The sequence below is a fragment of the Gaiella sp. genome (genome assembly GCF_035710885.1).
In the GTDB taxonomy this organism is placed as follows: Bacteria; Actinomycetota; Thermoleophilia; order Gaiellales; family Gaiellaceae; genus Gaiella.
On sequence record NZ_DASTCS010000074.1, the window covers coordinates 1 to 24,335 of the forward strand.

The following is a 24,335-nucleotide window of genomic DNA, read 5'->3' on the forward strand; positions in this document are numbered from 1 at the left end:
CGAAGCCGGAGCCGGTCTTCGTGGCGGGCGAGGGCTTCGTCAGAGACGGGGTCTACCACGTCGCGGACACGCCCCGTGGGCGGGACGGCGAGCTCGCGTCGCCTCGGCGATCGCCGGTGCGCCGCGCGGTGGCCGCGTAGACACTCCTCAACGGAGGTCTTTGTTCGCCTCCTGGTCGAACCACATGGCGAACAGCGTGAACTGCGTCCCCGAGACGAGGAGGAGCGCGACGAGGACGATCGTCGCGGTCGTGATGTCGTTTCCCCACCCGAGGCGGGAGATCGTGACCACCAGCCCGAGGAGGAAGCCCACGATCGTCATCAGCGCGCCGAGGGCGTAGAAGAAGACCAGCGGGTGGAAGTCCCGGATCACGTACTTCTCCTTCATCCGCCACCAGAAGCCCTTGAAGAGGAGCCACGCGATCCGCGGGGCAACGCGCGTGATCCGGATCCCGGAGCGCTCGCCGACCCCGTAGATCGGGCGGGACGGCACATCGCGCACGCGGGCGTTCTGGACGTTCAGGTGGACGAGCATGTCGTTCGGGAACCCGTAGCGGCGGTAGAGGCGGTCGAGGTCGAGCCGCCGGAGGGCGCCGAGCGAGAGCGCCGTGTAGCCCGCCTGCGAGTCGGCGACGTGCCAGTACCCGGAGGCGATCTTCGTCAGGAGCGAGAGGACCGCGTTGCCGAGATAGCGGGAGCGGGGGATCAGCTGCCACGCCTCGCCGCTCACGAGTCGGTTGGCCTTCGCGTAGTCGACCTCGCCCCGCGCGACCGGTCCCACGAGCGAAGCCAGCTCCGATGGGTCCATCTGGTTGTCGGCCGCCATCACGCACGTCACGTCGACGGCGAGGTCGCGGCAGCGCGCATAGCCCGTCGCGATCGCTCCGCCCACGCCCTGGTTCCGGGCATGCTCGATCACCTCGAGGCGAGGATCGCCGGTCGCGCGGGCGCGCTCCGCGGTGGCGTCGCCGGAGTGGTCGTCCACGACGACGATCACGTCGACGAAGGCCGGGATGCCGCGGATCGTGTCGGCGACGAGCAGCTCCTCCTCGAGGGCCGGGACGACGACCGCGACGCGCTTGCCCTCGACCACGACGGACCGTTCAGTCCGCGGCCGTGCTCCTGCGCCGCAGCCAGGGGTCGGCGAGGAGCGCGGCGACCGCGCCGAGCAGGAGCCCTGCGAGCGCGCCGACCGCCGCCGCGTTCCGCCTGCTCGTCGCGGACGTGCGGACGGCGACGGCGGGCTGCACGACCCGGCTCAGCTCCACGTTCTCGGCGAGCGAGAGCAGCTGTCGTGCCGAGTCGAGATTCGCCACCACCTCACCGCGGCGCTGCTCCGCCGCATTGATCGTCGCGTTGGAGTTCGTAGAGATCAGCAGCTTCTCGGCGAGCGTGAGACTGTCGTCGCTGGACGCGAGCCGCTGCTGCTCGTTCGCGCTCGCGATGCGGTCGGCGATGTCCTCGATCTGGCGCTCGTTGTTCGCGATCTGTTCCTTCAGCAGCTCCATCTTGCGCTGGATGTACGGCACGACCTGCTTCACCACGGTGTCGGCGAACGAGTTGGACGCTTTCTCTGCCTTGACCTTCGTCGGTCCCCGCACCTCGATCTGGACGAGCGGTGTGAAGTTTCGCGCCACCTGGCCGGGCTGGACGACCGCAGTCGACGTGACGTTGCCCCGCAAGGCTCCCGGGCGCATGTCCGCGGCATTCGCTGCGGTCCTGATCGCGGCCTCGCTGCGGACGATCTCGCTGACGGTCTTCGGGTTCGTCTGGAGGCTCTGGAGCTGGCCGCCACCGGCCGGGGTGAACGGCTGGCCGAGGTAGATGAGCGCCTCGGCCCGGTAGACGTCGCCGCTCCCGACCGAGACGAGCACACCGAGGATCGCGCCGAGCACCAGGCCGCCGACGGGCAGCCACCAGCGCGCGCTGATCCGCTCCCAGGACGACCGCAGGTCGACCTCACGCTCGGCGTCGAGGTCGACGCCATCTCTCCGCCGATCGGCGCTCAAGGCGCCGCGACCCTAGCAGCGACCCACTCCCACTGTGCGCGTAGCCCGTCGGCGAGCGGCGTGGTGGGCCGCCAGCCCAGCTGCTCCTCCGCCTTGCGCACGTCCGCCCGTGTCCGCCGAACATCACCGGCCGCCGCGCCGTGCCGCTCGACGTGGAGCTCGCGGCCGGCGAGCTGCTCGGAGAGCGCGATCGCGTCGGTCATCGAGGCCTCCTCGCCGCCGCCGATGTTGTAGAGCTCCCCTTCGTGCCCACGGGCCATCGCCGCGATCGTCCCCGCCACGGCGTCGGCCACGAACGTGAAGCTCCGCGAAGCCGATCCGTCCCCGTAGAGCCGAAACGGGACGCCGGCGTCGAGTGCCTCGAGCAGCGGCGTGAACGCCATGTCCGGACGCTGCCGCGGCCCGTAGACGGTGAAGTAGCGGACGCCGACAGCGTCGAGCCCCGTGGTGCGGGCATGCGCATACGCCAGGTGCTCGACGCAGAGCTTCGTCACGCCGTACGGGGATATCGGGCGCGGGAGGGCATCCTCCCCGGTCGGGTAGCTCTCCGCGTCCCCGTAGACGGACGAGGACGAGGCGTACACCACGCGGAGGCGGCGGCGCGCGGCCGACTCGAACAGGCGGGCGCTCGCGTGCACGTTGCGGGACAGGTAGTGCTCGAACCCCGGCCCGAAGCTGGCCCGAACGCCCGGCTGGCCCGCGAGGTGGTAGACGCCGTCGACGCCGTCCAGCAGGGCGTCGAGGTTCACATCGAGGAGGTCTCCCTCCACGATGTCCAGTCCGGCGGCGTTCTCCCGCTTGCGGGCCGTGTCGTAGTAGTCGGTGAACGAGTCGAGGCCGACGACGTCGTGGCCCTCCTCGAGCAGCGCTTCCGCGAGGTGCGAGCCGATGAAGCCGGCGGCGCCGGTGACGAGGTACCGCATCAGCCCTGCCCGGGCTCGGCTGCGATCGGGTGCGGCAGCTCCTCGGCGAACGGTACGAGCTCGCCGTTGCCGTCCTCGACCAGGCAGAGATCCGAGAAGAACCTCGTCATCACGACGCCCGCGCGAAACTCGCCGAGGCTGGGCTCGGGGCGCTCGCCGCGCGCGAGGGCGAGCGCGAGCTCCGGGTACCTGCTGCCCGCCGCGAGGGGCAGCGGGAAGGCGCCGCCGAAGCGCGGGTTGACGTCGGTCACCGGGAGCGACCCGTCCGGCTCGCGGAAGCACTGGACGTTCGCGGGTCCGACGATCCCGATCGTCTCGGCGACCCTCGCTCCGTGCTCGATCAGCTCGGGGTCGCGCAGCGACTCGCCCTTGATCGACTCACCGCCCTTCGACTGGATCATCGAGCGCGGGATGGCGTTGAGGCAGCGGCCCTCGGTGTCGCAGAAGACGTCGATCGAGAACTCCTCGCCCAGGCAGAGCTCCTGGACCATCGACTCGACCGGCGTGGAGCGCAGATGGAACTCCAGCTGGCCGGGATCGTCGGCCCGGTAGATGTGACGCGAGCCGAAGCCCTCGCGCACCTTCACGAGGAGCGGGAACCGGACGTCGTCGGGAATCTCGGCCGGCAGCCACGTCCGCGGGCTGTCGATCCCGTGCTCCTCGAAGAAGGCGTGCGCGAGGTACTTGTCCCCCATCGTGCGGCACACCTCGGGGGCGGGGGCGAGCACGAGGGCCGGCTCGAGCGCCTCGCGCTCCCTGGAGACGATCTCCTGGTCGAGATCGGTGAGCGGCACGACGAGCCGCACGTCGTGCTCGGCGACGAGGGCGGCGAGCGCGTCCACGTAGCCGGGATCGTCGACGTGCGGCACGAGCGCTTTGTGGTCGGCGTGGTAGAGGGCCGGCGCGAGCGGATCGAGGTCGGCGGCGACCGTCGTCGCTCCGGCGCGCCCGAAGGCGCTCACGATGTCGACGCGCTGCCCCGCGCACGTGAAGAGGACGGCGGTCATCTCGACGTCGGAGCGTAGCGTCCGGGTTCGCCGGCAGGGCCGACCTGCCGAGGGTCACTCGTACCAGCAGTCGTACATCGTCTGGCGTTGGGTCGGCGAAGGCCCGTCGGCCGCCTCCCACACGTAAACCACACGCCCGCGCACGTCGAGGCGGGCATCGATGTTCCGCCCGGCTGTCTGTAGGTACGCCTGCGCGATCTCCTCCGCCTCGTCGTCCGACTTTGCGATCGCGAGGTGCACGCCGTTGCCCTCGACGCGGGTCGCGAGCGCGCCTCCGCGCGCGGCGACCGCGATTGCGTCGTCCCCGATCGACTCCACCGAGAGGAGCTTCTCTCGGCGGAGGCACTTCTGGGTCAGCTCGAGCGCCGTCGGCTCGTGGTGGACCGAGCCATAGATGATCCAGCCAGCGAGCTCGGCGACCACGAGCAGGCCGACGACCGCGCACGCCGCTCTGAGATAGCTCCACTCCTCGGCCTGGCGCGGGACGGTCATCGCTCGGCCACAGCGAAGAGGAACGGGACGCAGAAGAGCGCGAGCACCGCGAAAACCGTCAGCAACACGGGTGAGAGGCGTCGGAACCGCCACACGAGCCCGTCGAAAGCGAAGCCGAAGCACGCGGCCCACGCGGGGACCGCGGTGAGCATGAACGAGCCCTTCACCGTATCCCCGTCGGGAGTGGGGTACGCCGTTCCGAAGTAGACCGCTCCGGCGAGCGCGGCGAGAGGAAGCAGCGCGACGAGCTGACGTTCAGCGAAGCGTCCGGGGCGTCGGAGAGCGAGCGCGAGCAGAGCCAGCCACCCAGCGACGGCGACGAGCGTGAACGGCAGACCCAAGATCGCCATCCTCTGGAGTTGACGCCGGACGCTGTCTGACGGCGGATCGCCACCGGGGATCCAGCGCCAGACCCCGAAGTAGTCGCCCCAGGTCTCCGTGTAGGCGATGGGCAGGAACTGACGCGAGAACGACGGGCGGTACGGCTCGGTCATGACCTCAGGCAACCCCGAGCCGACGAAGAACCCGAGCGGGCGACGTGACCAGACCGGCTCCTCCGGGTGCGGCTGCCCGAACAGTGCGCTGTCGTAGCGGCTGAGTTGGTGCGCGTACCACGGCGACGGGACGAGGATCGCGACGACCGCAACGGCCGCGACCACGCGGAGGAGCGAACCACGGTCGCGCGGCCGGGTGACCGCCGCGACGACGAGCACGAGCACGACCACGCCTACCGTCCAGAGCGTCCACGCGCGGACGAGCTGTGCGAGACCGAGCGTCACCCCGAGCGCCAACGCCACGCGAAGCCGGTAGTCGGAGCGAACGAGGATCCGGGCCGCGAGCACGACTGCTGCCGTCGACAGGAGCATCGAGAGCGGCTCGGGGTGGAACATCGCGGCCGACTTCATCACCACCGGGCAAACGGCGAAGAAAACGATCGCCGCGATGTGCAAGACCTCCCGACCGGGCCAGAGCAGGCGCACGAGCGCGAGCAGGAGCAGCATCGTGCCGACCGCGGCGAGAGCGTTGACGACCTGCCCGACGCGTTCGGGGTGGTCGAGCTCGAGCCTTTCACCGAGCTCGATTCCTACGCCACCGACCGCGAAGAAACCGGGGGGCGTGTAGTAGCTGCCGGTGGCTTCGGGGAGCCGACCGTCCCGCACGAGCCCCTCTGCGTAATCGATCGCCTCCTGCGCGTCGTACCCCGCGATCGCCGGGTAGACCGTGGCGTTTCGCACGGCGATGACTGCGGCCGCGGCGATCACGCAGTACGCAACAACGCGTCCCGTGTTCCGCCGCGAATCCGGCGCCTGCATCGGGCGAGAGTAGTGCCCGACGCGGACAAGGCAAACCGAGTGCTAGCGCCAGCCGCCCGCCGCGCCCTTGTACGTTCCCCCGAACAGGGCGAGCGGCGTCCGCGCGAGGATCCTCAGGTCGACGAGCGGCGAGCGGTTGTCCACGTACCAGACGTCGAGCTCGATCCGCTCCTCCCAGGGGAGCGTCGCTCGGCCGTGGATCTGCGCCCAGCCGGTGAGGCCGGGACGGACCTCCAGGCGACGGCGCTGCCGCTCCGTGTACCGGTCGACCTGGTAGCGGAGCGTCGGCCGGGGCCCGATCACCGACATGTCCCCGCGGACCACGTTCCAGAGCTGCGGCAGCTCGTCGATCGACGTCCTGCGCAGGAAGCGGCCGACCTTCGTGATGCGCGAATCTCCGCGATCGACCGCGAACCCGGCCCCGCTCCGCTCGGCGTCGACGACCATCGAGCGGAGCTTCAGCAGCTCGAAGTCCCTTCCGTCCTTCCCGACCCGGCGCTGCCGGAAGAGGACCGGACCGCCGTCCTCGAGCTTGACGGCGAGCGCGGCCCCGGCGAGGAGCGGGCTCGCCAGGACGAGGCCGACCCCCGCGAGCACGACATCCGCGGCACGGTTCACCGGGTGCCTTCGGCTGCGTCCCACGTGGCGGGCACACCGCGGCGGAGGTAGTTCCAGAGCGCCTGGATCGTCGCCCAGGTGACGTAGACGTAGTAGCGCGCGATCGGTACCCGGGCCGCGAAGGCCGCGAGCAGCGCGAGCTGGCCGAGCAGCGCCAGCCGATACGGCCGGCCGACGGGCGCGAGGGCGAGGCTCGTCGCCAGCAGCGCGAGGTGGAGGAGCCCGCTTCCGTAGCGCAGCAGGCGATGCGATACGACCGAGGCGAGGTACCCGCCAGGCAGGCCACGCAGCATCGAGCCCCGAAGCGTGATCTCCCAGCAGTGCTCGAACATCCGCACCTTGCGCGCGTACTCGGCCTCGTTCGTCGGCGTGGGCTTCTCGAAGGCGAGGGCAGCCGGCTCGTAGACGGCCCGCCGCCCCGCCTGCACCATCCGGTAGGGGAGTGCGAGATCGTGCCCCCAGCGGGGGTCGACCTCGACGTAGTCGGATCGCTTCAGGGCGTAGATCGAGCCGTTGCCCCCGGTGACCGAGCCGAGGCGGGACTCCTGCTCCCGCAGCCAGAGCTCGTAGCGCCAGTAGAGGCCCTCGCGGTTCGATCCGGACGCGTCCTCGAGCCGCAGGCGCCCGCAGACGTACGCGACCTCCGGGTCGGCGAGGGCGGCGACGAGCCGGCGGAGGGCGTCGGGCGCCCACGTCGCGTTGGCGTCCGAGAACGCGACGACGTCGCCGGCCGTCTCCCTGACGGCGCGGTCCTGCGCGGCCACCTTGCCGCCGCGCGGGCAGTCGAGCAGCCGCACGCGAGGCTCCCTCGCCGCCACGGCCTCGACGAGCTCGTTCGTGCGGTCGCTCGACGCGTCGGAGGCGACGACGACGTCGAGCCGGTCGGCGGGATAGTCGAGCGCGAGGAGGTTCTCGAGCCGGCGCTCGATGACGGCCTCCTCGTTGTACGCGGCGACGATGACGCTGACCGTGGGCTGGATCGATGCGTCCTTCGCGACCCGCCGCTCGCGCCCGCGGGCGAGCGCTCCAGCGGCGAGGGGATAGCCGACATGCGTCCATGCGAGCGCCCCGAGCGAGCCCCAGAAGAGCGTCTTCAGCGCGAGCACCGGGCGAGTCTAGCCCCGGTTCCGGCTACATTCGGCCGCGATGAGCGACCGGGCGAACGGCCGTCCGATCCGCGTCCTCCGCGTGATCGCCCGGTTGAACGTGGGCGGCCCCGCGTTGCACGTCACGTACCTCGCGCACGGTCTCGCCGACCGCGGCTACGAGACGACCCTGGTCGCGGGGGACGTCGCGCGAGGCGAGGAGTCGATGGCGTTCGTGGCGGATCGCGCGGGGGTGGACGTGGTGCGGCTTCCGGGCCTGTCCCGGGAGCTCTCCCCGGTGCGTGACCCGCTCGCGGCGTGGCGCCTGGCGCGGATCATACGGAGGGTGCGGCCCGACGTGGTCCACACGCATACCGCCAAGGCGGGGGCGGTAGGACGCGCCGCCGCGCTGCTCGCGGGCATCCGACCGCGCCCCGTGGTCGTCCACACGTTCCACGGGCACGTCCTGCGCGGCTACTTCGGCCGAGGCGGGACGCTCCTCTTCCGGGCGATCGAGACGGCGCTCGCGCGCACGACCGACCGGCTCGTCGCCGTGAGCCCCGAGGTGCGCGACGAGCTGGTCGGGCTGCACGTGGCGCCGCCCGAGAAGTTCTCGGTGGTGAGGCTCGGGATCGAGCTCGAGCCCCGGGTGTGGTTCGACGGCGACGTCAGGGAGGTGCGTCGCCGGCACGGGATTCCGGCGGACAAGTTCGTCGTCGGCTGGTTCGGCCGGATGACGGCCGTGAAGCGCACGGACGACCTCCTGACGATGCTGGCGGGCCTTCGGGAGCGCGGTGTCGACGCGCTCCTCCTGCTCGTCGGCGACGGCGACGACCGTGAGCTCCTCGAGCAGCGCGCCCACGACCTCGGCCTTGCCCGCTCGTGCCTGTTCCTGGGCTACCAGGAGGACGTCGCGCCTTGGTACGCGATCTGCGACGCCGTCGTCCTGACCTCCGCGAGCGAGGGCACGCCCGTGACGATCATCGAGGCGCTCGCCGCGGGTCGTGCGGTCGTGGCGACGAACGTCGGCGGCGTCCCCGACGTCGTCGAAGAGGGAGAGACGGGCTTCCTCGTTCGCCCCGGCGACACCCACGCGCTCGCGGAGAGACTGGAGATCCTCGCGCGCGATCCCGACCGCCGTGGCGAGATGGGTCGCACCGGGCGCGAGCGTGTGCTCCGCCGCTACGCCGTCGAGCGTCTCGTCGCCGACGTGGACGAGCTCTACCGCGAGCTACTCGAGACGACGTCGGCGACAACCCGCCGGTAGCGGTCGAAAGCGACTTCGCGGTCGGCCTCGCGCTCGACCCACGCCCGCCCGCGCTCGCCCATCCCCTCGAGGGACAGCCGGCCCTCGACGGCATCCCGGATCACGCCCGCGACGAGCGCGGGGCGACCGGGCTGGACGACGATGCCGCAGCCTGCCTCCTCGACCAGCGCGACGGTCTCGCTGTCGGCGTCCGCGGAGACCAGGACGGGCCGGGCGACGGCGAGGATCCCGTAGAGCCGGCTCGGGACGACGAACCCGGAGAGCCCCCTGGCGAGGCCCACGTAGTGGAGATCGGCCGATGCGAGCGACAGCGACAGCCGGTCGCGCGGCTGGTAGCCGAGGAAACGGACGGTGCTGGTGACTTCGAGTCGCTGGGCGAGGCGGGTCAGCTCGCCGTGCCGCGCGCCGAATCCGATCACCATGATTTGCAGCCGGTCGAGGTCGCGGAGGAAGGCCGCCGCCCGCACGAGCGTGTCGAGATCCTGGGCATGGCCGATGTTGCCGGAGTGCATGACGACGAAGGTGTCGTCGACTCCCTGCTCATGCGACCACGCGTTCCGGCGAGGCTGCGGGGCGAGCTCGGCCGTGTCGACCCAGTTGGGTATCACCTCGATCCGTCCTGCGGGAGCGCCCTTCTGCACGAGCCTGAGCTTCATCGTCTCCCCGATCGCCACGACCCGATCCGCCCTTCGCAGGTAGAGGCCGACCAGCCGCCGGAGCGCGCCGACGACGAGCGGGTGCTCGAGGCGCTTCACGCGCTCGGCGATCTCGGGGAAGACGTCCTGGCTGATGACGAGGAGCGGCGCGCCGAACCGCCGGGCCACGAGCAGGCCGATGTCCCCGACCACCGGGGGGTCGGTCATGCAGAGGACGAGAGCGGGCCGCTCGCCGCGCAGGGCCGTGACCACGGTGTCACCGAGGTAGCTCGCGTAGTTGGCCGCGCGCAGGTGGAGCTGGGAGCGCTCGTAGGCGGTCGAGCGGACGCGCAGGATGCGCACGCCGTTCCGCTCCTCCTCCGTCGGCAGGTCGAGCCCGTGCAGGTGCCCCGTCACGACGGTGACGTCGTAGTCCTCGGCCAGGGCCTCGCAGAGCTGGGAGAGGAGGTGCGCCGTCGCCTCGACCCCGGGCCAGTAGTACTGGTTGAGGACGAGGATCCTCGGCCGAGCGTCCGTGGTCATCGACGACGGACGCTAGACGAATGTGCACGCTGCGTAGGCTCCTGCCCGTGGGCCCTCGTCTCCGGATCCTGTTCGCGACCCCGGCCTACTGGCCCGCACACGCCTTCGGCGGGCCGGTCGTCGTCGCGCGAGAGCTCGTCTCGCGTCTGGCGGCCCGCGGACACGACGTCGAGGTCGTCACGACCACGCTCACCGAGGTCCGGCGGCGGTCCGGCCGGAGGACGAGGGTCGAGCCCGTGGACGGCGCGCGCGTCACCTACCTCGGCACGCCGCTCCGCTATCGCTGGATGGGGATCACCCCCACGCTCCCGCTCGTGCTCCGCCGCCTCGAGCGGCCGGACATCGCCCACCTGATCGGCTTTCGTGATCCGGTCACCACCGGCGTCGCCGCGTGGTGCCGCGCGCGGCGCATCCCCTACGTGTTCGAGCCGGTGGGGATGTTCAGGCCGCGGCTGCGAAAGGTGCGGCTCAAGCGTGTCTTCGACTCGACGCTGACGCGAGGCGTCGCCTCGGCCGCGGGAGCCGTGATCGTCTCCTCGCCGCGAGAGCGGCAGGACGTCGTCGCCTCGGGGATCGATCCGGCGCGCGTCCGCGTGCGCGGTAACGCGTTCCCCGAGCCGCCCCCGGCGGGTGGCGTGGACCCGCTGCGCGGAATCGTCCCGGACGGCGCCCCGGTCGTCCTCTACGTCGGCCGGATCGCCGCCGAGAAGGGGGTCGAGCACCTACTGGAAGCGGCGCGGAGGCTCACGGACGTCCATGTGGTGCTCGTCGGGCCCGACGACCGCCACGGGACGATGGCCGGCGTCGACACCGCACTCGCCGATCCGGCGACCGCGGGGCGGGTCCACGTGCTGCCTCCCTCTGCCGGCCCGCCCTTCGATCTCTACCGGCGCGCAGACGTCTTCGTCCTCGCGTCCGGGGGTGAGAACTTCGGCCTCGTGGCGGCGGAGGCTGCTGCGGTCGGGACGCCCGTGATCGTCTCGGATCGCACCGGCGTCGCGTCCTCCTTCGCCGAAGGAGAGGCGCTCGTCGTCCCCTACGAGCCGGATGCAACGGTGATCGCCATCGACAGCGTTCTCCACGACGAGGCGCTTCGAGCCGCTCTCGCCGCAGGTGCCCTCCGCGCGGCAGGACGCTCGTCGTGGGACGCCGTCGTCGACGGCCAGCTGGCGATCTACGACGAGGCTCTGGGCGCGCGACGACGCTTGTGCTGAGTCAACACGAGCGTCGCCTGCCCGCTGCTAGCTGCGGCCGGCGACGCGGCGCGCGACACGGATCAGGTTCTCGATGCTCGGCTCGTAGCCCCACTCGCGCATCAGCACGCGCGAGGCGCGGCCGGCTGCACGGCGCCGCTCCGGATCGGCCGCGAACGCCCGGATCACGTTGCCCGCCGCGACAGGGTCGTCGGCAGGGACGACGGCGCCGTTCCGGCCGTCCTCGACCAGATCGAAGGCCGCGCCGACCCGGTCCGAGACCACGAGCGGCAGCCCGCAGGCCGCCGCCTCGTTCACGACCACGCCCCACGGCTCGTGGCGCGAGAGCAGCGCGAACACGTCGGCGATCGCGAACCGCTCGGCGATGCGCTCCCACCGGACCTCCGGGACGACGACGAGCCGCACGCCGAGCTCGTCGGAGAGCGCCTCGAGCCGCCCGCGCTCGGCCCCCGAGCCCGCGAGGACGAGCACCAGGCGCGGGTCCGCGGCAACCGCGACCGCCCGCACGAGCGTGTCGAGCCCCTTCTCGGGAGCCAGCCTCGCCACGGAGAGCACCACGACGTCATCCGGAGCGATGCCGACCTCGGCGCGCAGCTCGTCCCGGCGCGCGAGCAGCCCTTCGGCCTCGTCGCCGAACCGCGCGACGTCGATCGTGTCCGCGAACAGCGAGATCCGCGCCGGCTCGACGCCGCGGGCGAGCATCGACTCGCGGGCGAGCCGTCCCACGACGAGGACCTCCGCGGCGCTCCGGAGGATGGGCGGGACGACCGCGCCCTTCACGGCGCGCCGCCAGCCGGGCCTGACGTCGCGCTCGTTGCTCTCGACGAGCAGGATGTAGGGAACCTCGCGCACCCGGCACCAGGCGACGGCCGCCTGCGAGGCGAACGTGCTCCACCCGGAGACGACGACGACCTCGGGCCGAGAGGAGGCGAGAGCGCGGAACACCCCGAGCGAGATCGGGTACTCGTGCCGGAGCGCGCGGTACACACCGGGCACGCGGTGGCCTTCGAGGAAGACGGCGCGGTGGCGCGGCTCGATCGTCCACGTTCGCCGCTGCACCGTGCTCCCGGCGTAGAGCACTGTCAGGTCGAGCTCCGGTCGAGCTGCGACTCGGTCGAGCATCTCCGTCCTGAAGGGCGTGGGCTCCGGGACGACGAGCGTGACGCGGACAGGGTCGTTTCGCCTCGATCGGAGCCACGCCGACACCTGCGTCCGCTCGGCGTTCGAGGCGCGACGCCGCCCGAGCCTGGCGAGTGCGACGAGCGGCAGCTCCGGGTCGAGCCGGAGTGCCTCCCGCGTGAGCGCAGGGCGCTGGTCGCGTGGCGCCCCGGCGCGAGCGAGCGACCAGGCCGCCGCCCGATGCCCTTCCCGGCCCCCGTGTCGATCGTCGAATGCGGCGGCGAGCTCGCCCAGCGCCCGAGCCGCCTCGGACGCCGTGCCCGAATCGAGCGGGAGCCCAGCGCCGGCTCGCCAGGCGAGCTCCGCACGGCCAGGGTTCATGTGCGGGGCCAGTGTTGCGATCTGCCGCAGGGCGACCGTGCGCTGGCACTCCCGCTGCAGGGCCGCGCGTCGCTCCGAGGCCTGCGCTTCGTGCTTTCGGTAGAGGACGAGCGCCTCCGGCACGTTGTCTCCGTCCGCCACCTGAAGGAGGCGCGCCCAGAGCTCGTAGTCCTCGCTCTCACCGAAGGAGGTGTCGTAACGCAGCCCGTGCCGCTCCAGGAGCGAACGGTCGACGACCACGGTGGAGTGGAAGAACGGCGAAGAGAAGAGAGCGGCCCAACGTACCGCTCTCGCGCCGGCGGGCATGCGGTGGACCGTCCCGAGGCGTCCGCGGGCGTCGAGGTCGATCATCGCCGAGCCGACGACCCGGGCGGCACGGCTGGATCGCAGGTGCGCAAGGATCGTCTCGAGCCAGCCGGGAAGCGCGATGTCGTCCGCATCCATGCGCGCCACATAGGCGCCTTCGGCGGCGTCCAGCCCGACGTTCAGGGCTCCGGCGAGCCCGAGGGGGCTCGGGTTCGTCACGACCCGCAGGCGGCCGTCCGCGACCTTGTGGAGCCTCCGGGGCGTGCCGTCACGGGAGCCGTCGTCGACGACGACGAGCTCGAGGTCGCGCACCGTCTGGTCGAGCACGCTCTCGACCGCCTCCTCGATCGTCTCCTCCGCGTCGCGCGCGGCGAGGACGACCGAGACGAGCGGGGGGGCCACGGCGGCTGAGGGTAGCCTGCGCCGCGTGGCGGCAGCCCTCAGCTTCGACCTCGTCGTCGCGACGGTCGACCGCACGAAGGAGCTCGCCGCGCTGCTGGAGGCGCTCGCCGCCCAGACGCATCCCCAGCTACGGCTCGTCCTCGTCGACCAGAACGACGACGACCGCGTCGAGAGGCTGCTCGACGCGCACCCCACGCTGACGAGCCTGCATCTCCGCGCTCCACGCGGCCTGTCGCGTGCCCGGAACGCCGCCCTCCCCCACCTTGCGGCTGACCTGGTCGCGTTTCCCGACGACGACTGCCTCTACCCACCGGACCTCCTCAGCCGCGTCGCGCTGCGTTTCGCGGGGGACGACCGGCTCGACGGCCTCAGCGGACGCCCCGTCGCGGCGGACGGCCGCTCCGTCGGACGCTGGCCGACCGGACCGGAGCGGATCACGCTCGACACGGTCTGGCACAGGGCGAACTCGCACACGATCTTCCTCCGGAGCGAGCTCGTCGAGAACATCGGCACGTTCGACGAGGCGCTCGGCCTCGGCAGCGGGACCCCGTGGGCGTCGGGTGAGGAGATCGACTACCTCGCCCGCGCCCTGCGCTTCGGCGCGCGGGTCGAGTACGACCCTTCGATCGAGATCACGCACCCCGTCAAGGCCGTTACGCGCGAGGAGCTGGTGGCGCTCGGCCGCCGTGACGGCGCGAGCGTCGGGTACGTCCTCGCGCGGAATCGGTATCCGATCCGCACCGTTGCGCGGATGCTCGTGCGGCCCGCAGTCGGTTCTCTGGTCTCCTTGGTCCTCCTCCACAGGACCCGGGCACGCTTTCATGCCGCAACGCTCGTCGGGCGCATCTCCGGGCTCAGGGCCGGCTCCCGAGCCTAGGCCTGCCGGTCAAGCCCCCTCGACCAGCGCACCGAAGAGCGCCGCGTGCCGTTCGAGCCACGCGGTGAGCGGGAAGCACTCGACGGCGCGCCGCCGCGCCCCGTCCGCCAGATCGTCCCGTTTCGCGAGCGCCATGGAGATCGCACCGGCCAGAGCTTCTGCGGAGGGGGGCTCGTCGCGGTCGAAGCCGTCCGGGTGCGGCACGCCGATTCCGGCCTCGTCGCCGACAAGCTGGACCGTGCCGCCGCTCGCCGCGTACACGACCGGCACGCCGCACGCCATCGCCTCGAGCACCGTCGTCGGGCACGGGTCGTTGACCTTCGTGTGGAGCAGGACGTGCGCTCGGCGGAACACTCCCGGCGCCTCCGCCTGCGTGTATCGGCCCAGGAAGTCGACCGCCTGCGCCAACCGGAGCCGCCGGAGCGTGGGCTCCGGGTCGGAGACGAGCCTCCCGCTCACCGCGAGGCGCGCGGTGGGATGGGCGTCGAGCACGTGCCGGAACGTCTCGAACGCGAGCTCGAGCCGGTACTCCTGCGTCTGGTCGCCACCCAGGAGGACGACCGGCCCCCCGACGGGGAGCGGCCCGGGCGTGAACACGTCCACGTCGACGGCGTTCGGAAGGATCTCCCAGGAACCTGAAGGCTCTCCCAGGAACAGATCGGACGACCGCTTGCTGAACTCGCTCTGATACAGGACGTGATCGGCAGCGTGGAGTGTGCGCCGGAGCGGGCCGTTGAGCTCCGCGGTACGGTCGCCCGCCCAGCCCGGGTACGCGACGCCGTCCTGGTTCACGACGATCCGGGCGCCGCGGCGACGGGTGATCCAGAGGAGCGGCCGCAGGTCGCGCGGCAGGTAGGTCGTGCCGAGGTAGAGCAGCGAGAAGTCGCTCGGCCGGTTCGGCCAGCGGGCCGCCAGCTTCTGGAGCTTCGCGGTGCCGCCGGCAACCGGCTCCCCGGGTGCCGGGACGCGGTCCCAGCCGTAGAACACCCGGAGGCCGGGCCGCACGGAGCCTCCGACGAGCAGCCGGGCCCAGCGCGACGCAGCACGCCCGTAGCGTGCCGCTCGCCCGCTATCCATCGCTCCGTTCCGCGAACCCGTCGAGCAGCGACTCCCAGCGCGGCGCGAGCCGCTCGTGGGAGGTCTCGACCGCGGTCTCGCGCGCGGCGGCGCGGAGCCGCGCGACGAGCCCTGCATCGCCGTGGATGCGTGTGAGGCCCTGCGCGAGCCCTCCGGAGTCCTCGACGTCCACGAGGATCCCGTTCTCGCCGTCGACGACCAGGTCGGGCGCCTGCCCGGCGCGGGTCGTGACGAGGGGAACACCCGTGGCCATCGACTCCAGGACGCTCTTCGGGCCGCCCTCCTGACGGGACGCGACGAGATACGCATCGAGCGCGTGGTACGCACCCGTCAGCCCGTCACGGTCCGGAAGCATCCGGTGGACGTGAGGAATGCCTCGCCGCTCGAGCTCCTGACGCACGTAACCGCGGGCGGGGCCGGTGAGCAGGACGACGAGGTCGTCGACGTCTCGTCGCGCGAGCTCGAGCGTCTCGACGAGCACGTCGGGCCCCTTGATCCACTTCGGCTCCAGGCCGTCGCCGAAGCCGACGCCGTCTTTCTGGAACGAGCCGACGACGAACGCCTGCGCAGGCAGCCCGAGCGCGTCGCGGGCCTCCCGGCGACGCTGCGGATCACCCGGCGGGAAGCGCTCGAGCTCGATCCCGATCGGGATCCGGTGCACGCATGCCGGGTCGACGCCGGCGGAGACGACGATCTCCTCCATCTCGCGGTGCGTTACCTGGACGCGCGCGAACCGGCCGGGATCGCGCCGGAGCGCCGCGAACGCGGCGTCGAACTCCGGGAACCCCGGGGTACCCGGGAGCCCGTGGAAGTAGGCGAGCCCGAGGCGGTGCGACGAGCCCGTCCAGAGCGGGTCGAGCGCGGCGAAGTGACTCGTGTGGAAGACCACCTGGCGTCGTGAGAACCGCGCCCAGGCGGGTGGAGCGAGACGGTACCCGGCCAGGCGCGCGACCTCCGAGACGTACGCCGCCTCGTCGTCGAGCGCCCAGCCCAGCATGTCCCCGAGGACGAACAGGCGGGACCGGTCCGGCCAGCCGCGGGTCCGCAGCCGGACCCGGCCGCCACGTGCGACCGCCGCCGGTGCGCGCAGGACACGCCGCGCAGTCACCCCCGCAGGACCTCGAGGTACCGGTCGGCGGTCTCGGTGAGCGACGGCACGACGATCGCGGCCCGCCGCGCCCCCAGCTCGGCAGCGAGCAGGTCGAGCGCCGCAGTCACGTCCTCGGGCCCGTCGAAACCGACGCCGCCCTCCCCCACCAGCTCCGGGTGCCCGCCGCTCCGCCGGTAGAGCGCCGGGAGGCCGCAGGCGAGCGCCTCGAGGAGGGCGTTCGAGCACGGGTCGTCGAGGCTCGCGGCGACGTAGCAATCCTGTGCCCGTAGGAGAGCCGCGAGCTCCTCCGACGTCCGCGGCGGGACAGCCCGCCACCCGGCCAGCCCATCCGGCACGCGCCCCACGAAGGTCAGCTCGAAGCGCTCTGGGTCGGCAGCAGAGCCGATCGCGCGCAGCGCATCCGTTCCCTTGCGCGGGTTGTCGGACCAGGTCACCGCGACGACCCGCAGTGGCCGGCCGTCGAGCGGCTCGCGCTCGCCCGGTGGATGAAAGATCGCGGGGTCCGGCGCGTTCGTGATCACCACCGGCCGGACGAGCTCGATCCCGAGTCGACGGTGCGCCTCGAGGCTGAACCGCGACTGGACGACGGTGGCGTGCGCGAGCTCGGCGTTCATCGCCTCGATGCGGCGATCGGTGCCGTCGTCGAACCCGCGATACACCCCGATCGGCCCGTCCACGCGGTGCACCATCCGGACGTCGTCGCGGGCGAAGCGCCGCAGGCGCGCGAGCTCGAAGTTGAACGAGTTGAACAGGCAGCACGGCGTCCCCCCGGAGAGGCGGTTCTCCTCGATCTCCAGGCCGCGCCGCTCGAGCTCCGACCCGAGCGCGCGCATGAACTGGTGCCCGCCGCCCGAAGGGGGCGGCACGTACTCGTGGAAGAACGCGACGTCCGCCCGCCCGGTGCGGGACGTGCGCAGGTCACGCTCCGTCGCCAGGCGCGAGCCGACGCGCCGCAGAGCCGCCCGGGCGTGCACGAGCGCGGCGCGCGGCTTCGTCCGGAGGGCCATCTCGACCGCGTACCGTAGACGTGCTAGGGCCGCTCGACGGCCTGCTCGCAGACGGCGAGCAGCCGCTCCGCGTAGCGCTCGACGCTCGCTCCGTCCTCGACCGACCTCCGTGCGGCGCGACCAATGCCTGCCCCGAGCTCCGGGTCGGAGAGCACCCGTCCGACCGCCTCCGCGAGAGCGTCGGGGTCGCCCGGCGGCACGAGCAGCACGTTCTCCCCGTCGCGAAGCCCGACGGGGTCCCACAACCCGCGCGTGCGGGTGAGCACCACGGGACGTGCGCACGCGGACGCCTGGAGCGTCACGCTCTGCCCCGACGGTTGCGGCACGTCCTTCACGGGCACGACGACGCCGGCGGCCGCCCGGAACGCCTCTCTCACGTCCGTGTCGCTGAGAAGACTGCGGTGCCAGTCCGCCGGCTCCCAGCGGACGTTGGCGGGAAGGCGGCCGCGGGGCTCGTGTCTCGTGAGAATCCGGATCTCCGCCTCGATCGCAGGTGCCGCCCGAACGAGCGTCTCCCAGTCGCGGTGGCCGTCGTTGCCGATCCCGAGGATGCCGCCGGCCGACGTCCCGCCCGGCGACCAGAACGCGGTGTCCACACCGAACGGGTTCACGTGGACCCTGCCGACGAGACGCGGATCGAGCGCGAGCAGACCCGGTGCCTCCCCGGGCCCGTACAGCATCGCGTGCATCGAACGGAGCACCGGCAGCGTCGTGGCGCGTCGCGCTCGCCCCCACGGCCGGTTGAGGAGCCCCGCGACGATCCCGACGAGCGGCGTGCGAAGTCGGCGCGCCCGACGCCAGGCGGCGAGCGCGACGGCGGTCGCGGTCGTGGTGCCGACGACGACGTCCGCGTCTCGCAGGGCGGGCAGGAGCACCCGTGTGCCCCGGAGCACGGCCGCCGAGAGATGGGGAGGCAGCCGCTCGAGACCCGCCTGGCGGTCGACCGCGCGTCGGGCGAGCCGGCCCGTCGGAGCGTCCGGATCGACCTCGTGGTGGCGGACGACATGGCCGGCCCGCTCGAGCTCGACCGCACCGAAGAGGAACTCGCTCGGCCCGTTCCCCGTCCGCGCCGCCTCGAGCCGCGCCAACCGGCCGGGGTAGTGGACGAAGGCGATCCGCACAGCGGGCCGAGGCTACCTCCGCGGGGCGAATCGACCCTCGTCTACCCTCCAGGGTCGATGCACCGCCAGCGGACGAAGCTCGCGAAGCGCGTGAACCGTGTCGCCTCGTCGGTGGAGCGCCGGGGGATCGTCGCGACCTACCAGGTACACGACCGCCTCCTCGGCAACCGGCGCGCGCGCCGGCGCTTCGCCTCGCACGCACCCGACCTCGACGATACGCAGCGTGGGCTCGTCCAGGCGCTCGACCGGGACGGCTACGTCACGCTCCCGTTCGTCGACCTGGCCGGCGAGGAGACCTGGGGTGCCATCGAGGCGCAGGGCGCCGCGTTCATCGCCGAGACAGAGCGCACGCTCGCCGAGGGCGGGAGCGGCAAGGTGCGGGCCGGGAAGGAGTTCGTCGTGCGTGCCTGGAGCTTCGAGGGAGTCACGTTCGGGGCGGACAACCCGTGGTTCTCGTTCTGCGCGTCGCGGCGGATGCTGGACGTCGCGAACGCCTATCTCCGCCTCTGGTCGAAGCTCTCGTACGTCGACATGTGGTACACGACGCAGCAGCCGTCGACCGACGTCCGGGTCGCGTCCCAGAACTGGCACGTCGACTTCGACGACAAGCACCTCCTGAAGGCGTTCGTGTACCTCTCGGACGTCGGCGCCGAGCAGGGGCCGTTCGAGTACGTGCCCGGCAGCCAGCCCGGTGGGCGACATCACGCGGTGCGGCCGTGGACGCCGATGGGCTACGGCCGCGTCCCGGACGAGGAGGTCGCGGGAAGCGTGCCGGCCGAGGAGATCGCGACCTTCACCGGCCCGAAGGGAACGCTGATCCTCTGCAACACGAGCGGCCTCCACCGCGGTGGGTTCGCGACCGCCGGCCCCCGCATCCTCGCGACGGCGACCTACTGCTCGCCCGCGTCGCTCAAGGCGCTCTCGAACCGGAACTACGAGACGACGCTCGAGACGACCGACGACGTCGTCGGCTACGCGGTCTCGTAGGCCCGCGCCTCGACGAACTCGGTCGTCCAGTCGAGCAGGGGCAGCACGCCGCCCCGGAGCTGTCCCGTGTAATGGCCCTTGGCGGTGTCGCCCAGCCCCGGATCGTGGACGTGGAACTTGACGACCGACGGGACGTTGACGTGGTTCACGAGTCCGGGCCCGCTCATCGACGCGACGGCCACATCCACGCCGATCACCCCCTCGTTGAGAAGGTTCGCCGGAATCCAGGCGGTGCAGGTGTACGTTCCCGGCTCGGGCGCAGACCTCCACCGCGGGTCCGGGTCGAGCGCGTTGAAGACGACCTCCCCGCGGTCGTTCGCGAGCTTGAGCTTCGGGAAGAGCGGCCCGGTCTCCCCGAGCACGACGAAGCGGACCTCGATACCGATCGGTTCGCGGACGTCGACGGTGCTCGCGATGTCGCCGTTCATGTCCACCACGCGAGCGGCGAGCAGTCGGAGCACTGCCGTCCCGGGAGCCTCCTCCGCACCGAAGGTCGTCGCCGCGCCCGACCCGGAGGCGCCCTGGAGGTACGCGGAGACCACTTCCCCCGACGGCCCCTCCCGCATCACGCGCCCGCTGTCGAGCCAGTACGCACGGCTGCAGAGGCGGGTGATCGCCTGCATGTCGTGGGAGACGAAGATCACGGTCCTCCCGGAGGTGCTGATGTCCTCGATGCGGCCCATGCAGCGCTGCTGGAACTCGTAGTCGCCGACAGCGAGCACCTCGTCGATGATCAGCACCTCGGGGTCGAGGTGGGCGGCGACGGCGAACGCGAGACGAACGTACATGCCGCTCGAATACCGCTTCACCGGCGTGTCGATCAGCTTTCCGATGCCGCTGAACTCGACGATCTCGTCGAACTTCGCGCTGATCTCGCGGCGCTTCATCCCGAGGATGGCGCCGTTCAGGTACGTGTTCTCCCGACCCGTGAGCTCGGGGTGGAACCCCGTGCCGACCTCGAGGATGCTTCCGACCCGGCCGCGGATCGAGGCGACGCCCTCGGTCGGCGGCGTGATCCGGGTGAGGATCTTGAGGAGCGTGGACTTCCCGGAGCCGTTCCGGCCGATGAACCCGACCACCTCGCCCTCGTCGACCGAGAACGAGACGTCCTTCAGCGCCCACAGCTCCTCGAGCGAATGGTCGACGTGCTCCAGGCGGAACGCTCGACGCGCGGCATGGGAGAGGGTGTCACGCAGCGTCTGGTACCCGGCCTTGTACTCCCCGATCCGGTAGCGCTTCGAGATGCCCTCGGCGACGATCGTCGTCATAGCGTGTCCGCGAACCTTGGCTCGGCGCGCCGGTAGAACCACAGCCCGCCGAAGAAGAAGATCACCGTCATCAGAACGCCGAGGCCGAGCATCGTCGTCGACGGAGGCGGCGTGCCCGCGACCGCCCACCGGAAGCCCGTGATCGCGCCGATGGCAGGGTTGAGCGACGCGATCGTGATGTACTTCTCGGGCAGCGCGTCCGCCGCGTAGATGACGCCGGAGGCGAAGAGCCAGAGCTGGACGAGAAACGGCACGGCATAGGGCACGTCGCGGTAGCGGACGTTGATGACCGCAAGGAAGGAGCCGAGGCCGATGGCCGTCATGCCGAGCATGAGCAGGAACAACGGGGCGTAGACGATGGTCGGCTGGATCGCCACGTCGTACCACCATGTGATCCCGAGACCGACGGCGAACGAGAACGTGAAGTCGACGAGCGGCACGAGGATGCACGCGATCGGAAGGATGAGGAGCGGGAAGTGCACCTTCTGGACGAGCACCCGGTTCGTCAGGACGCAGCCCGAGGTGAGGGTGAAGACCCCTGCCATGAACGTCCACGGGACGAGGTTGAGCATCGCGAACACCGGATACGGAAGCCCCTGCGACGGGAGCTGCGCGAACTTCCCGAAGATGAGCGTGAACACCACCATGGTCAGCAGCGGCTGGAGCACGGCCCAGGCGATCCCGATCAGCGACTGCTTGTAGCGCACCTTGACGTCGCGCCAGGCGAGGATCAGCGCGAGATCGCGAGCGCGCCAGAGCTCCCGGACATCGGGTAGACCGCTCCGCCGCGCAGGGCGGATGGTCGTGATCGGGACGTCGGGGGAAGAGAGCATCGGTGGTGGAACAAGCACGTGCGCTCGCGGTGCCGCGCAGCCCTCGCTCGCAGGATGGTAGCGGGGCTAGTTGTCGGCGCTCCCGGCCGAGCGACGCAGCTGACGCGCGACCCGGCTCGCGACGAAGGCCCGCCCCTCGAGCAGGGCGACGGCGCGCTCGAGATCTGCACAACGGCGCTCGGCGACCACCGCCGAGTCGTGCTCCAGGGCGACGTGGGCGTCCTCCGCGAGATCGGCGTCGTCACCGACGGTCGGCTCGGGATCGGCGGGGAGCCGCCCATCGGACGCCAGCCCACGAAGCGCGTCGCGCAGGCGGACGTCGCGGACGAGCGTCCCCTCCCCCAGACGCGTGGCGAGCGTCTCGTCGTCGACGATCGCCTCCGCAAGGAGCGTCTCGTGCTCCCCGCGTGCGAGGAGGTCGAGTGCCCGAACGATGTGCTGGCCGTCCGGCGAGGTCGCGCGCCGAAGAAACTTGTCCTCCAGCTGTTGCGCGCTCCGGATGGGAAAGTGAAGGACCTCGAACGGGAACCACTCCCGGACGAGGTGCAACCCGCTGCCCTCGACGTCGTGGTTTCCCACGCCGACAACCGCGTCCCCGACCCCGCGATGTGCGATCTTCACCTGCGCGTGGTACGGGCTCGAGAGATCTGCCGTCGGCCGCGCACGCACGGTCATCCGCTCGAAGAAGGGGTCTTGGCCGACTCGGAGGACGAATTGGCGCATCAGGCCCCGGACGACACCGAAGCGCATCGGCACCGCCGTGAGGGCCGTCGCGAACGAGCCGTCGCGCGGCCACCAGAACTCGTCCGCGTCGCTCGGGATCACCCAGTCCGCGCCGTGGTGGGTCGCCGCCAGGCGCGACATGCGCGTCACCCACTCCGCCTGACGCAACACGTCACCGTCCTCGCGTAGGAGCACGACCCGCCCGTCGGGCGCGTGCTCGCGCAGGATGTCCGATGTCCCGTCGACGGAACGATGGTCGGTGACGATCACGACGTCCACGCCGCGGGCGAGGTGGTAGTCGAGCCACGTCCCGACGATGTCCGCTTCGTCGCGCACCACCAGGGTCATGGCGATGCGCATCAGGGCTCCCGCCGCACCCGGTTCGCAAGGGCCCGCAGACGGCGCTCGAGGCGGTTGGCCGGTCGCGCCTCGAGCTCGGCAACGCGCCGCCCGAGTTCGTCGAGACGCCGACGCACGCGGACGAGGTCGGCCTCGCCGAGCACGGCGGCGTCCACCGCGAAGGCAGCGTCCTCGGCGGCGGTCGGCCGGTGAAATTCGAGCGGCTGATCCGAGGCGACAGTACGCAGGGCATCCCGAAGCCTCGTGTCCTCGACAACCAGGCCCTCTGACAGCGCACGCTCGAGCTCGACCTCCGTTCCCACGAGCTCGTCGAAGACGGTCGCGCTCCGTCCACGTTCGCTGTCCCTGAACGCGAGCGCGTGGTAGGCGGCCCCGGGCCCCGCGACGACCTCCTCCGACGCGTAGAACTTCTCCACGGCGCTCCCCCACAGTGCGCCCTTCCGCTCGAGTTGGGCCGCGGTGCGGATCGGGAAGTGCAGCACCTCGAGCGGGTACCAGCCGCGCATCGGGACGAAGCCCGTGCCGCCCACCGAGTGGCTTCCCTCCACGACCTCGGCGTTCGGATGCGCGCGATGCACGACCTTGCGAAACGGCCGCCATGGGCTCCGCGGGTCATTGATCGGGGCCCGGGAGGCGAGGCGCAGCGTCATGCGCTCCTCGAACGAACGGCCGTCGTCCCGCACGGGGACGAAGTGGCGTACAAAGGACTGGACGAGCCCGTATCGCCGTGGGATCGAGCCCAACACCTCCGGGAGCGAGCCGCCGCGCGGCCACCAGAACTCGTCGACGTCGCCGTTGATCACCCAGTCCGCCCCGTGCTCGGTCGCTGCCAGTCGCGCCATGCGCGTCACCCATTCGCGCTGTTTGAACGGCCCTTCGGGCTCACGGATGACCCGGACGCGCCCGTCTCGGTCGTGACGGGCGAGCACGTCCTGGGTGCCGTCGCCCGAGGCATGGTCCGTGACGAGGACGAGATCGACGCCGGCTGCGAAGTGAAAGGCGAGGTGTTGCTCGACGATGTCGCGCTCGTCGCGCGCGAGCAGGGTCATCACGATCCTCACGAGCCGAAACCCTAGATACCGTCAGACGAAGCCGAGGTGGACGTCCTCGAACGTCACGATCTTCGAGCGATCGCCGCAGTACGCATCGAGTAGGCGTGGAAAGTAACCGGCCAGGGCCGCCTCGTACGAGAGCTGCCCCTCGATCAGCATCGCGGCCGCCTCCACCAGCTCGTCGAGGTCCTCCCGGATCCTGGCGGCGCTCATGGTCGCCGTCCGCGGCCCTTCCCCGTCCGCGTCGGCGTCGATCATCGGCAACCTCCGGCTGTGGACGAACGCGGGATGCGTCCGGCTCTTCGGCAGCACCGAGTAGAAGGGCACCCCGTTGAAGAAGTACTCGTGCCAGTCGCCCCCCGCGAGCGTCAGCCACGGCGTCCCGACGGCGACGGCAGCGAACCCGAACCCTGTGTGCGGCGACAGGAAGAGGCTCGATGCCTCGACCGTCGCGAGCTGCTCGACAATCGGGCGGTCGAAGAGGTCGACCGCGAGACGTCGCGAGGCGACCAGCCGGTCCACCTCGTCCCGGGCGATCCCGCTCACCGTCCTACCGCCCTCCTCTCGGAGGCGGCCGACGAACGCGAACACGGTGTCCGGGAACCG

General features: G+C 71.6%; 22 protein-coding genes and 1 pseudogene. 4 read left to right on the forward strand and 19 right to left on the reverse strand.

What is annotated here, in order from left to right; genetic code table 11:
* Window positions 1–147 precede the first annotated feature (147 nt).
* From VFO26_RS16670 to VFO26_RS16705, 8 genes are read right to left on the reverse strand one after another with little or no spacing between them, the layout of a single operon-like run.
* Complete coding sequence (locus VFO26_RS16670) at window positions 148–1,092, reverse strand: glycosyltransferase family 2 protein (protein WP_325116205.1); 945 nt, start codon at window positions 1,090–1,092, stop codon at window positions 148–150.
* 10 nt (window positions 1,093–1,102) lie between these two features.
* Window positions 1,103–2,008 (reverse strand): hypothetical protein, encoded by a 906-nt coding sequence (locus VFO26_RS16675; RefSeq protein WP_325116207.1) that lies wholly within the window; start codon window positions 2,006–2,008, stop codon window positions 1,103–1,105.
* Complete coding sequence (locus VFO26_RS16680) at window positions 2,005–2,931, reverse strand: NAD-dependent epimerase/dehydratase family protein (RefSeq protein ID WP_325116208.1); 927 nt, start codon at window positions 2,929–2,931, stop codon at window positions 2,005–2,007. Before VFO26_RS16680 ends, VFO26_RS16675 begins: the two co-directional genes overlap by 4 nt.
* Entirely contained in the window at window positions 2,931–3,938 is a 1,008-nt protein-coding gene (locus tag VFO26_RS16685) for an ATP-grasp domain-containing protein (RefSeq protein WP_325116209.1), read from the reverse strand. The genes VFO26_RS16680 and VFO26_RS16685 overlap by 1 nt, the downstream gene beginning before the upstream one ends.
* Before the next feature lie 54 nt (window positions 3,939–3,992).
* Window positions 3,993–4,430 (reverse strand): hypothetical protein, encoded by a 438-nt coding sequence (locus VFO26_RS16690; protein ID WP_325116210.1) that lies wholly within the window; start codon window positions 4,428–4,430, stop codon window positions 3,993–3,995.
* Window positions 4,427–5,743 (reverse strand): hypothetical protein, encoded by a 1,317-nt coding sequence (locus VFO26_RS16695; RefSeq protein ID WP_325116211.1) that lies wholly within the window; start codon window positions 5,741–5,743, stop codon window positions 4,427–4,429. Before VFO26_RS16695 ends, VFO26_RS16690 begins: the two co-directional genes overlap by 4 nt.
* Window positions 5,744–5,785: 42 nt before the next feature.
* A complete protein-coding gene (locus tag VFO26_RS16700; RefSeq protein ID WP_325116212.1) occupies window positions 5,786–6,361 on the reverse strand; it encodes a sugar transferase in 576 nt (191 codons plus the stop codon).
* On the reverse strand, window positions 6,358–7,467 hold the full coding sequence (locus tag VFO26_RS16705; RefSeq protein ID WP_325116213.1) for a glycosyltransferase family 2 protein: 1,110 nt from the start codon (window positions 7,465–7,467) through the stop codon (window positions 6,358–6,360). The genes VFO26_RS16700 and VFO26_RS16705 overlap by 4 nt, the downstream gene beginning before the upstream one ends.
* Before the next feature lie 40 nt (window positions 7,468–7,507).
* Between VFO26_RS16705 and VFO26_RS16710 the strand changes: the two genes are divergently transcribed.
* The gene (locus tag VFO26_RS16710) at window positions 7,508–8,713 is read left to right on the forward strand and encodes a glycosyltransferase family 4 protein (RefSeq protein WP_325116214.1); all 1,206 of its coding nucleotides are present in this window, start codon (window positions 7,508–7,510) and stop codon (window positions 8,711–8,713) included.
* Here the strand turns inward: VFO26_RS16710 and VFO26_RS16715 are convergent.
* The gene (locus VFO26_RS16715) at window positions 8,668–9,891 is read right to left on the reverse strand and encodes a glycosyltransferase family 4 protein (protein WP_325116215.1); all 1,224 of its coding nucleotides are present in this window, start codon (window positions 9,889–9,891) and stop codon (window positions 8,668–8,670) included. The two genes, VFO26_RS16710 and VFO26_RS16715, sit on opposite strands and share 46 nt — an antisense overlap.
* A gap of 47 nt (window positions 9,892–9,938) precedes the next feature.
* Between VFO26_RS16715 and VFO26_RS16720 the strand changes: the two genes are divergently transcribed.
* A complete protein-coding gene (locus VFO26_RS16720) occupies window positions 9,939–11,105 on the forward strand; it encodes a glycosyltransferase (RefSeq protein ID WP_325116216.1) in 1,167 nt (388 codons plus the stop codon).
* A 27-nt stretch (window positions 11,106–11,132) separates the two neighbouring features.
* On the opposite strand, the gene VFO26_RS16725 is transcribed toward VFO26_RS16720, so the two are convergent.
* A complete protein-coding gene (locus tag VFO26_RS16725) occupies window positions 11,133–13,313 on the reverse strand; it encodes a glycosyltransferase (RefSeq protein WP_325116217.1) in 2,181 nt (726 codons plus the stop codon).
* Between the two features lie 25 nt (window positions 13,314–13,338).
* On the opposite strand from VFO26_RS16725, the gene VFO26_RS16730 reads away from it, so the two are divergent.
* Window positions 13,339–14,190, forward strand: a complete 852-nt coding sequence (locus VFO26_RS16730) for a glycosyltransferase family A protein (protein ID WP_325116218.1) — start codon at window positions 13,339–13,341, stop codon at window positions 14,188–14,190.
* A 9-nt stretch (window positions 14,191–14,199) separates the two neighbouring features.
* Here VFO26_RS16730 and VFO26_RS16735 read toward each other — a convergent pair whose 3' ends face one another.
* The 4 genes from VFO26_RS16735 to VFO26_RS16750 are packed head-to-tail and all read right to left on the reverse strand — an operon-like array spanning window position 14,200 to window position 18,506.
* Window positions 14,200–15,267, reverse strand: coding sequence for a glycosyltransferase family 4 protein (locus tag VFO26_RS16735; protein ID WP_325116219.1), 1,068 nt, complete (start codon window positions 15,265–15,267; stop codon window positions 14,200–14,202).
* Window positions 15,260–16,375: a glycosyltransferase family 4 protein gene (locus VFO26_RS16740; protein WP_325116220.1), complete on the reverse strand. Its 1,116-nt coding sequence runs from the start codon at window positions 16,373–16,375 to the stop codon at window positions 15,260–15,262. Before VFO26_RS16740 ends, VFO26_RS16735 begins: the two co-directional genes overlap by 8 nt.
* Window positions 16,372–17,385, reverse strand: coding sequence for a glycosyltransferase family 4 protein (locus VFO26_RS16745; RefSeq protein WP_325116221.1), 1,014 nt, complete (start codon window positions 17,383–17,385; stop codon window positions 16,372–16,374). The genes VFO26_RS16740 and VFO26_RS16745 overlap by 4 nt, the downstream gene beginning before the upstream one ends.
* 23 nt (window positions 17,386–17,408) lie before the next feature.
* On the reverse strand, window positions 17,409–18,506 hold the full coding sequence (locus VFO26_RS16750; protein WP_325116222.1) for a glycosyltransferase: 1,098 nt from the start codon (window positions 18,504–18,506) through the stop codon (window positions 17,409–17,411).
* A 57-nt stretch (window positions 18,507–18,563) separates the two neighbouring features.
* On the opposite strand from VFO26_RS16750, the gene VFO26_RS16755 reads away from it, so the two are divergent.
* Window positions 18,564–19,493, forward strand: coding sequence for a phytanoyl-CoA dioxygenase family protein (locus tag VFO26_RS16755; protein WP_325116223.1), 930 nt, complete (start codon window positions 18,564–18,566; stop codon window positions 19,491–19,493).
* On the opposite strand, the gene VFO26_RS16760 is transcribed toward VFO26_RS16755, so the two are convergent.
* The 5 genes and pseudogenes from VFO26_RS16760 to VFO26_RS16780 form a co-directional block, all read right to left on the reverse strand.
* Window positions 19,478–20,761 (reverse strand): polysaccharide ABC transporter ATP-binding protein, encoded by a 1,284-nt coding sequence (locus VFO26_RS16760; protein ID WP_325116224.1) that lies wholly within the window; start codon window positions 20,759–20,761, stop codon window positions 19,478–19,480. The two genes, VFO26_RS16755 and VFO26_RS16760, sit on opposite strands and share 16 nt — an antisense overlap.
* Complete coding sequence (locus tag VFO26_RS16765) at window positions 20,758–21,594, reverse strand: ABC transporter permease (RefSeq protein ID WP_325116225.1); 837 nt, start codon at window positions 21,592–21,594, stop codon at window positions 20,758–20,760. Before VFO26_RS16765 ends, VFO26_RS16760 begins: the two co-directional genes overlap by 4 nt.
* Window positions 21,595–21,660: 66 nt before the next feature.
* A complete protein-coding gene (locus VFO26_RS16770) occupies window positions 21,661–22,665 on the reverse strand; it encodes a glycosyltransferase family 2 protein (protein ID WP_325116226.1) in 1,005 nt (334 codons plus the stop codon).
* An 11-nt stretch (window positions 22,666–22,676) separates the two neighbouring features.
* The gene (locus VFO26_RS16775; RefSeq protein ID WP_325116227.1) at window positions 22,677–23,738 is read right to left on the reverse strand and encodes a glycosyltransferase family 2 protein; all 1,062 of its coding nucleotides are present in this window, start codon (window positions 23,736–23,738) and stop codon (window positions 22,677–22,679) included.
* 21 nt (window positions 23,739–23,759) lie between these two features.
* Window positions 23,760–24,335 (reverse strand): annotated as a pseudogene (locus VFO26_RS16780) (hypothetical protein); the annotation flags it as partial.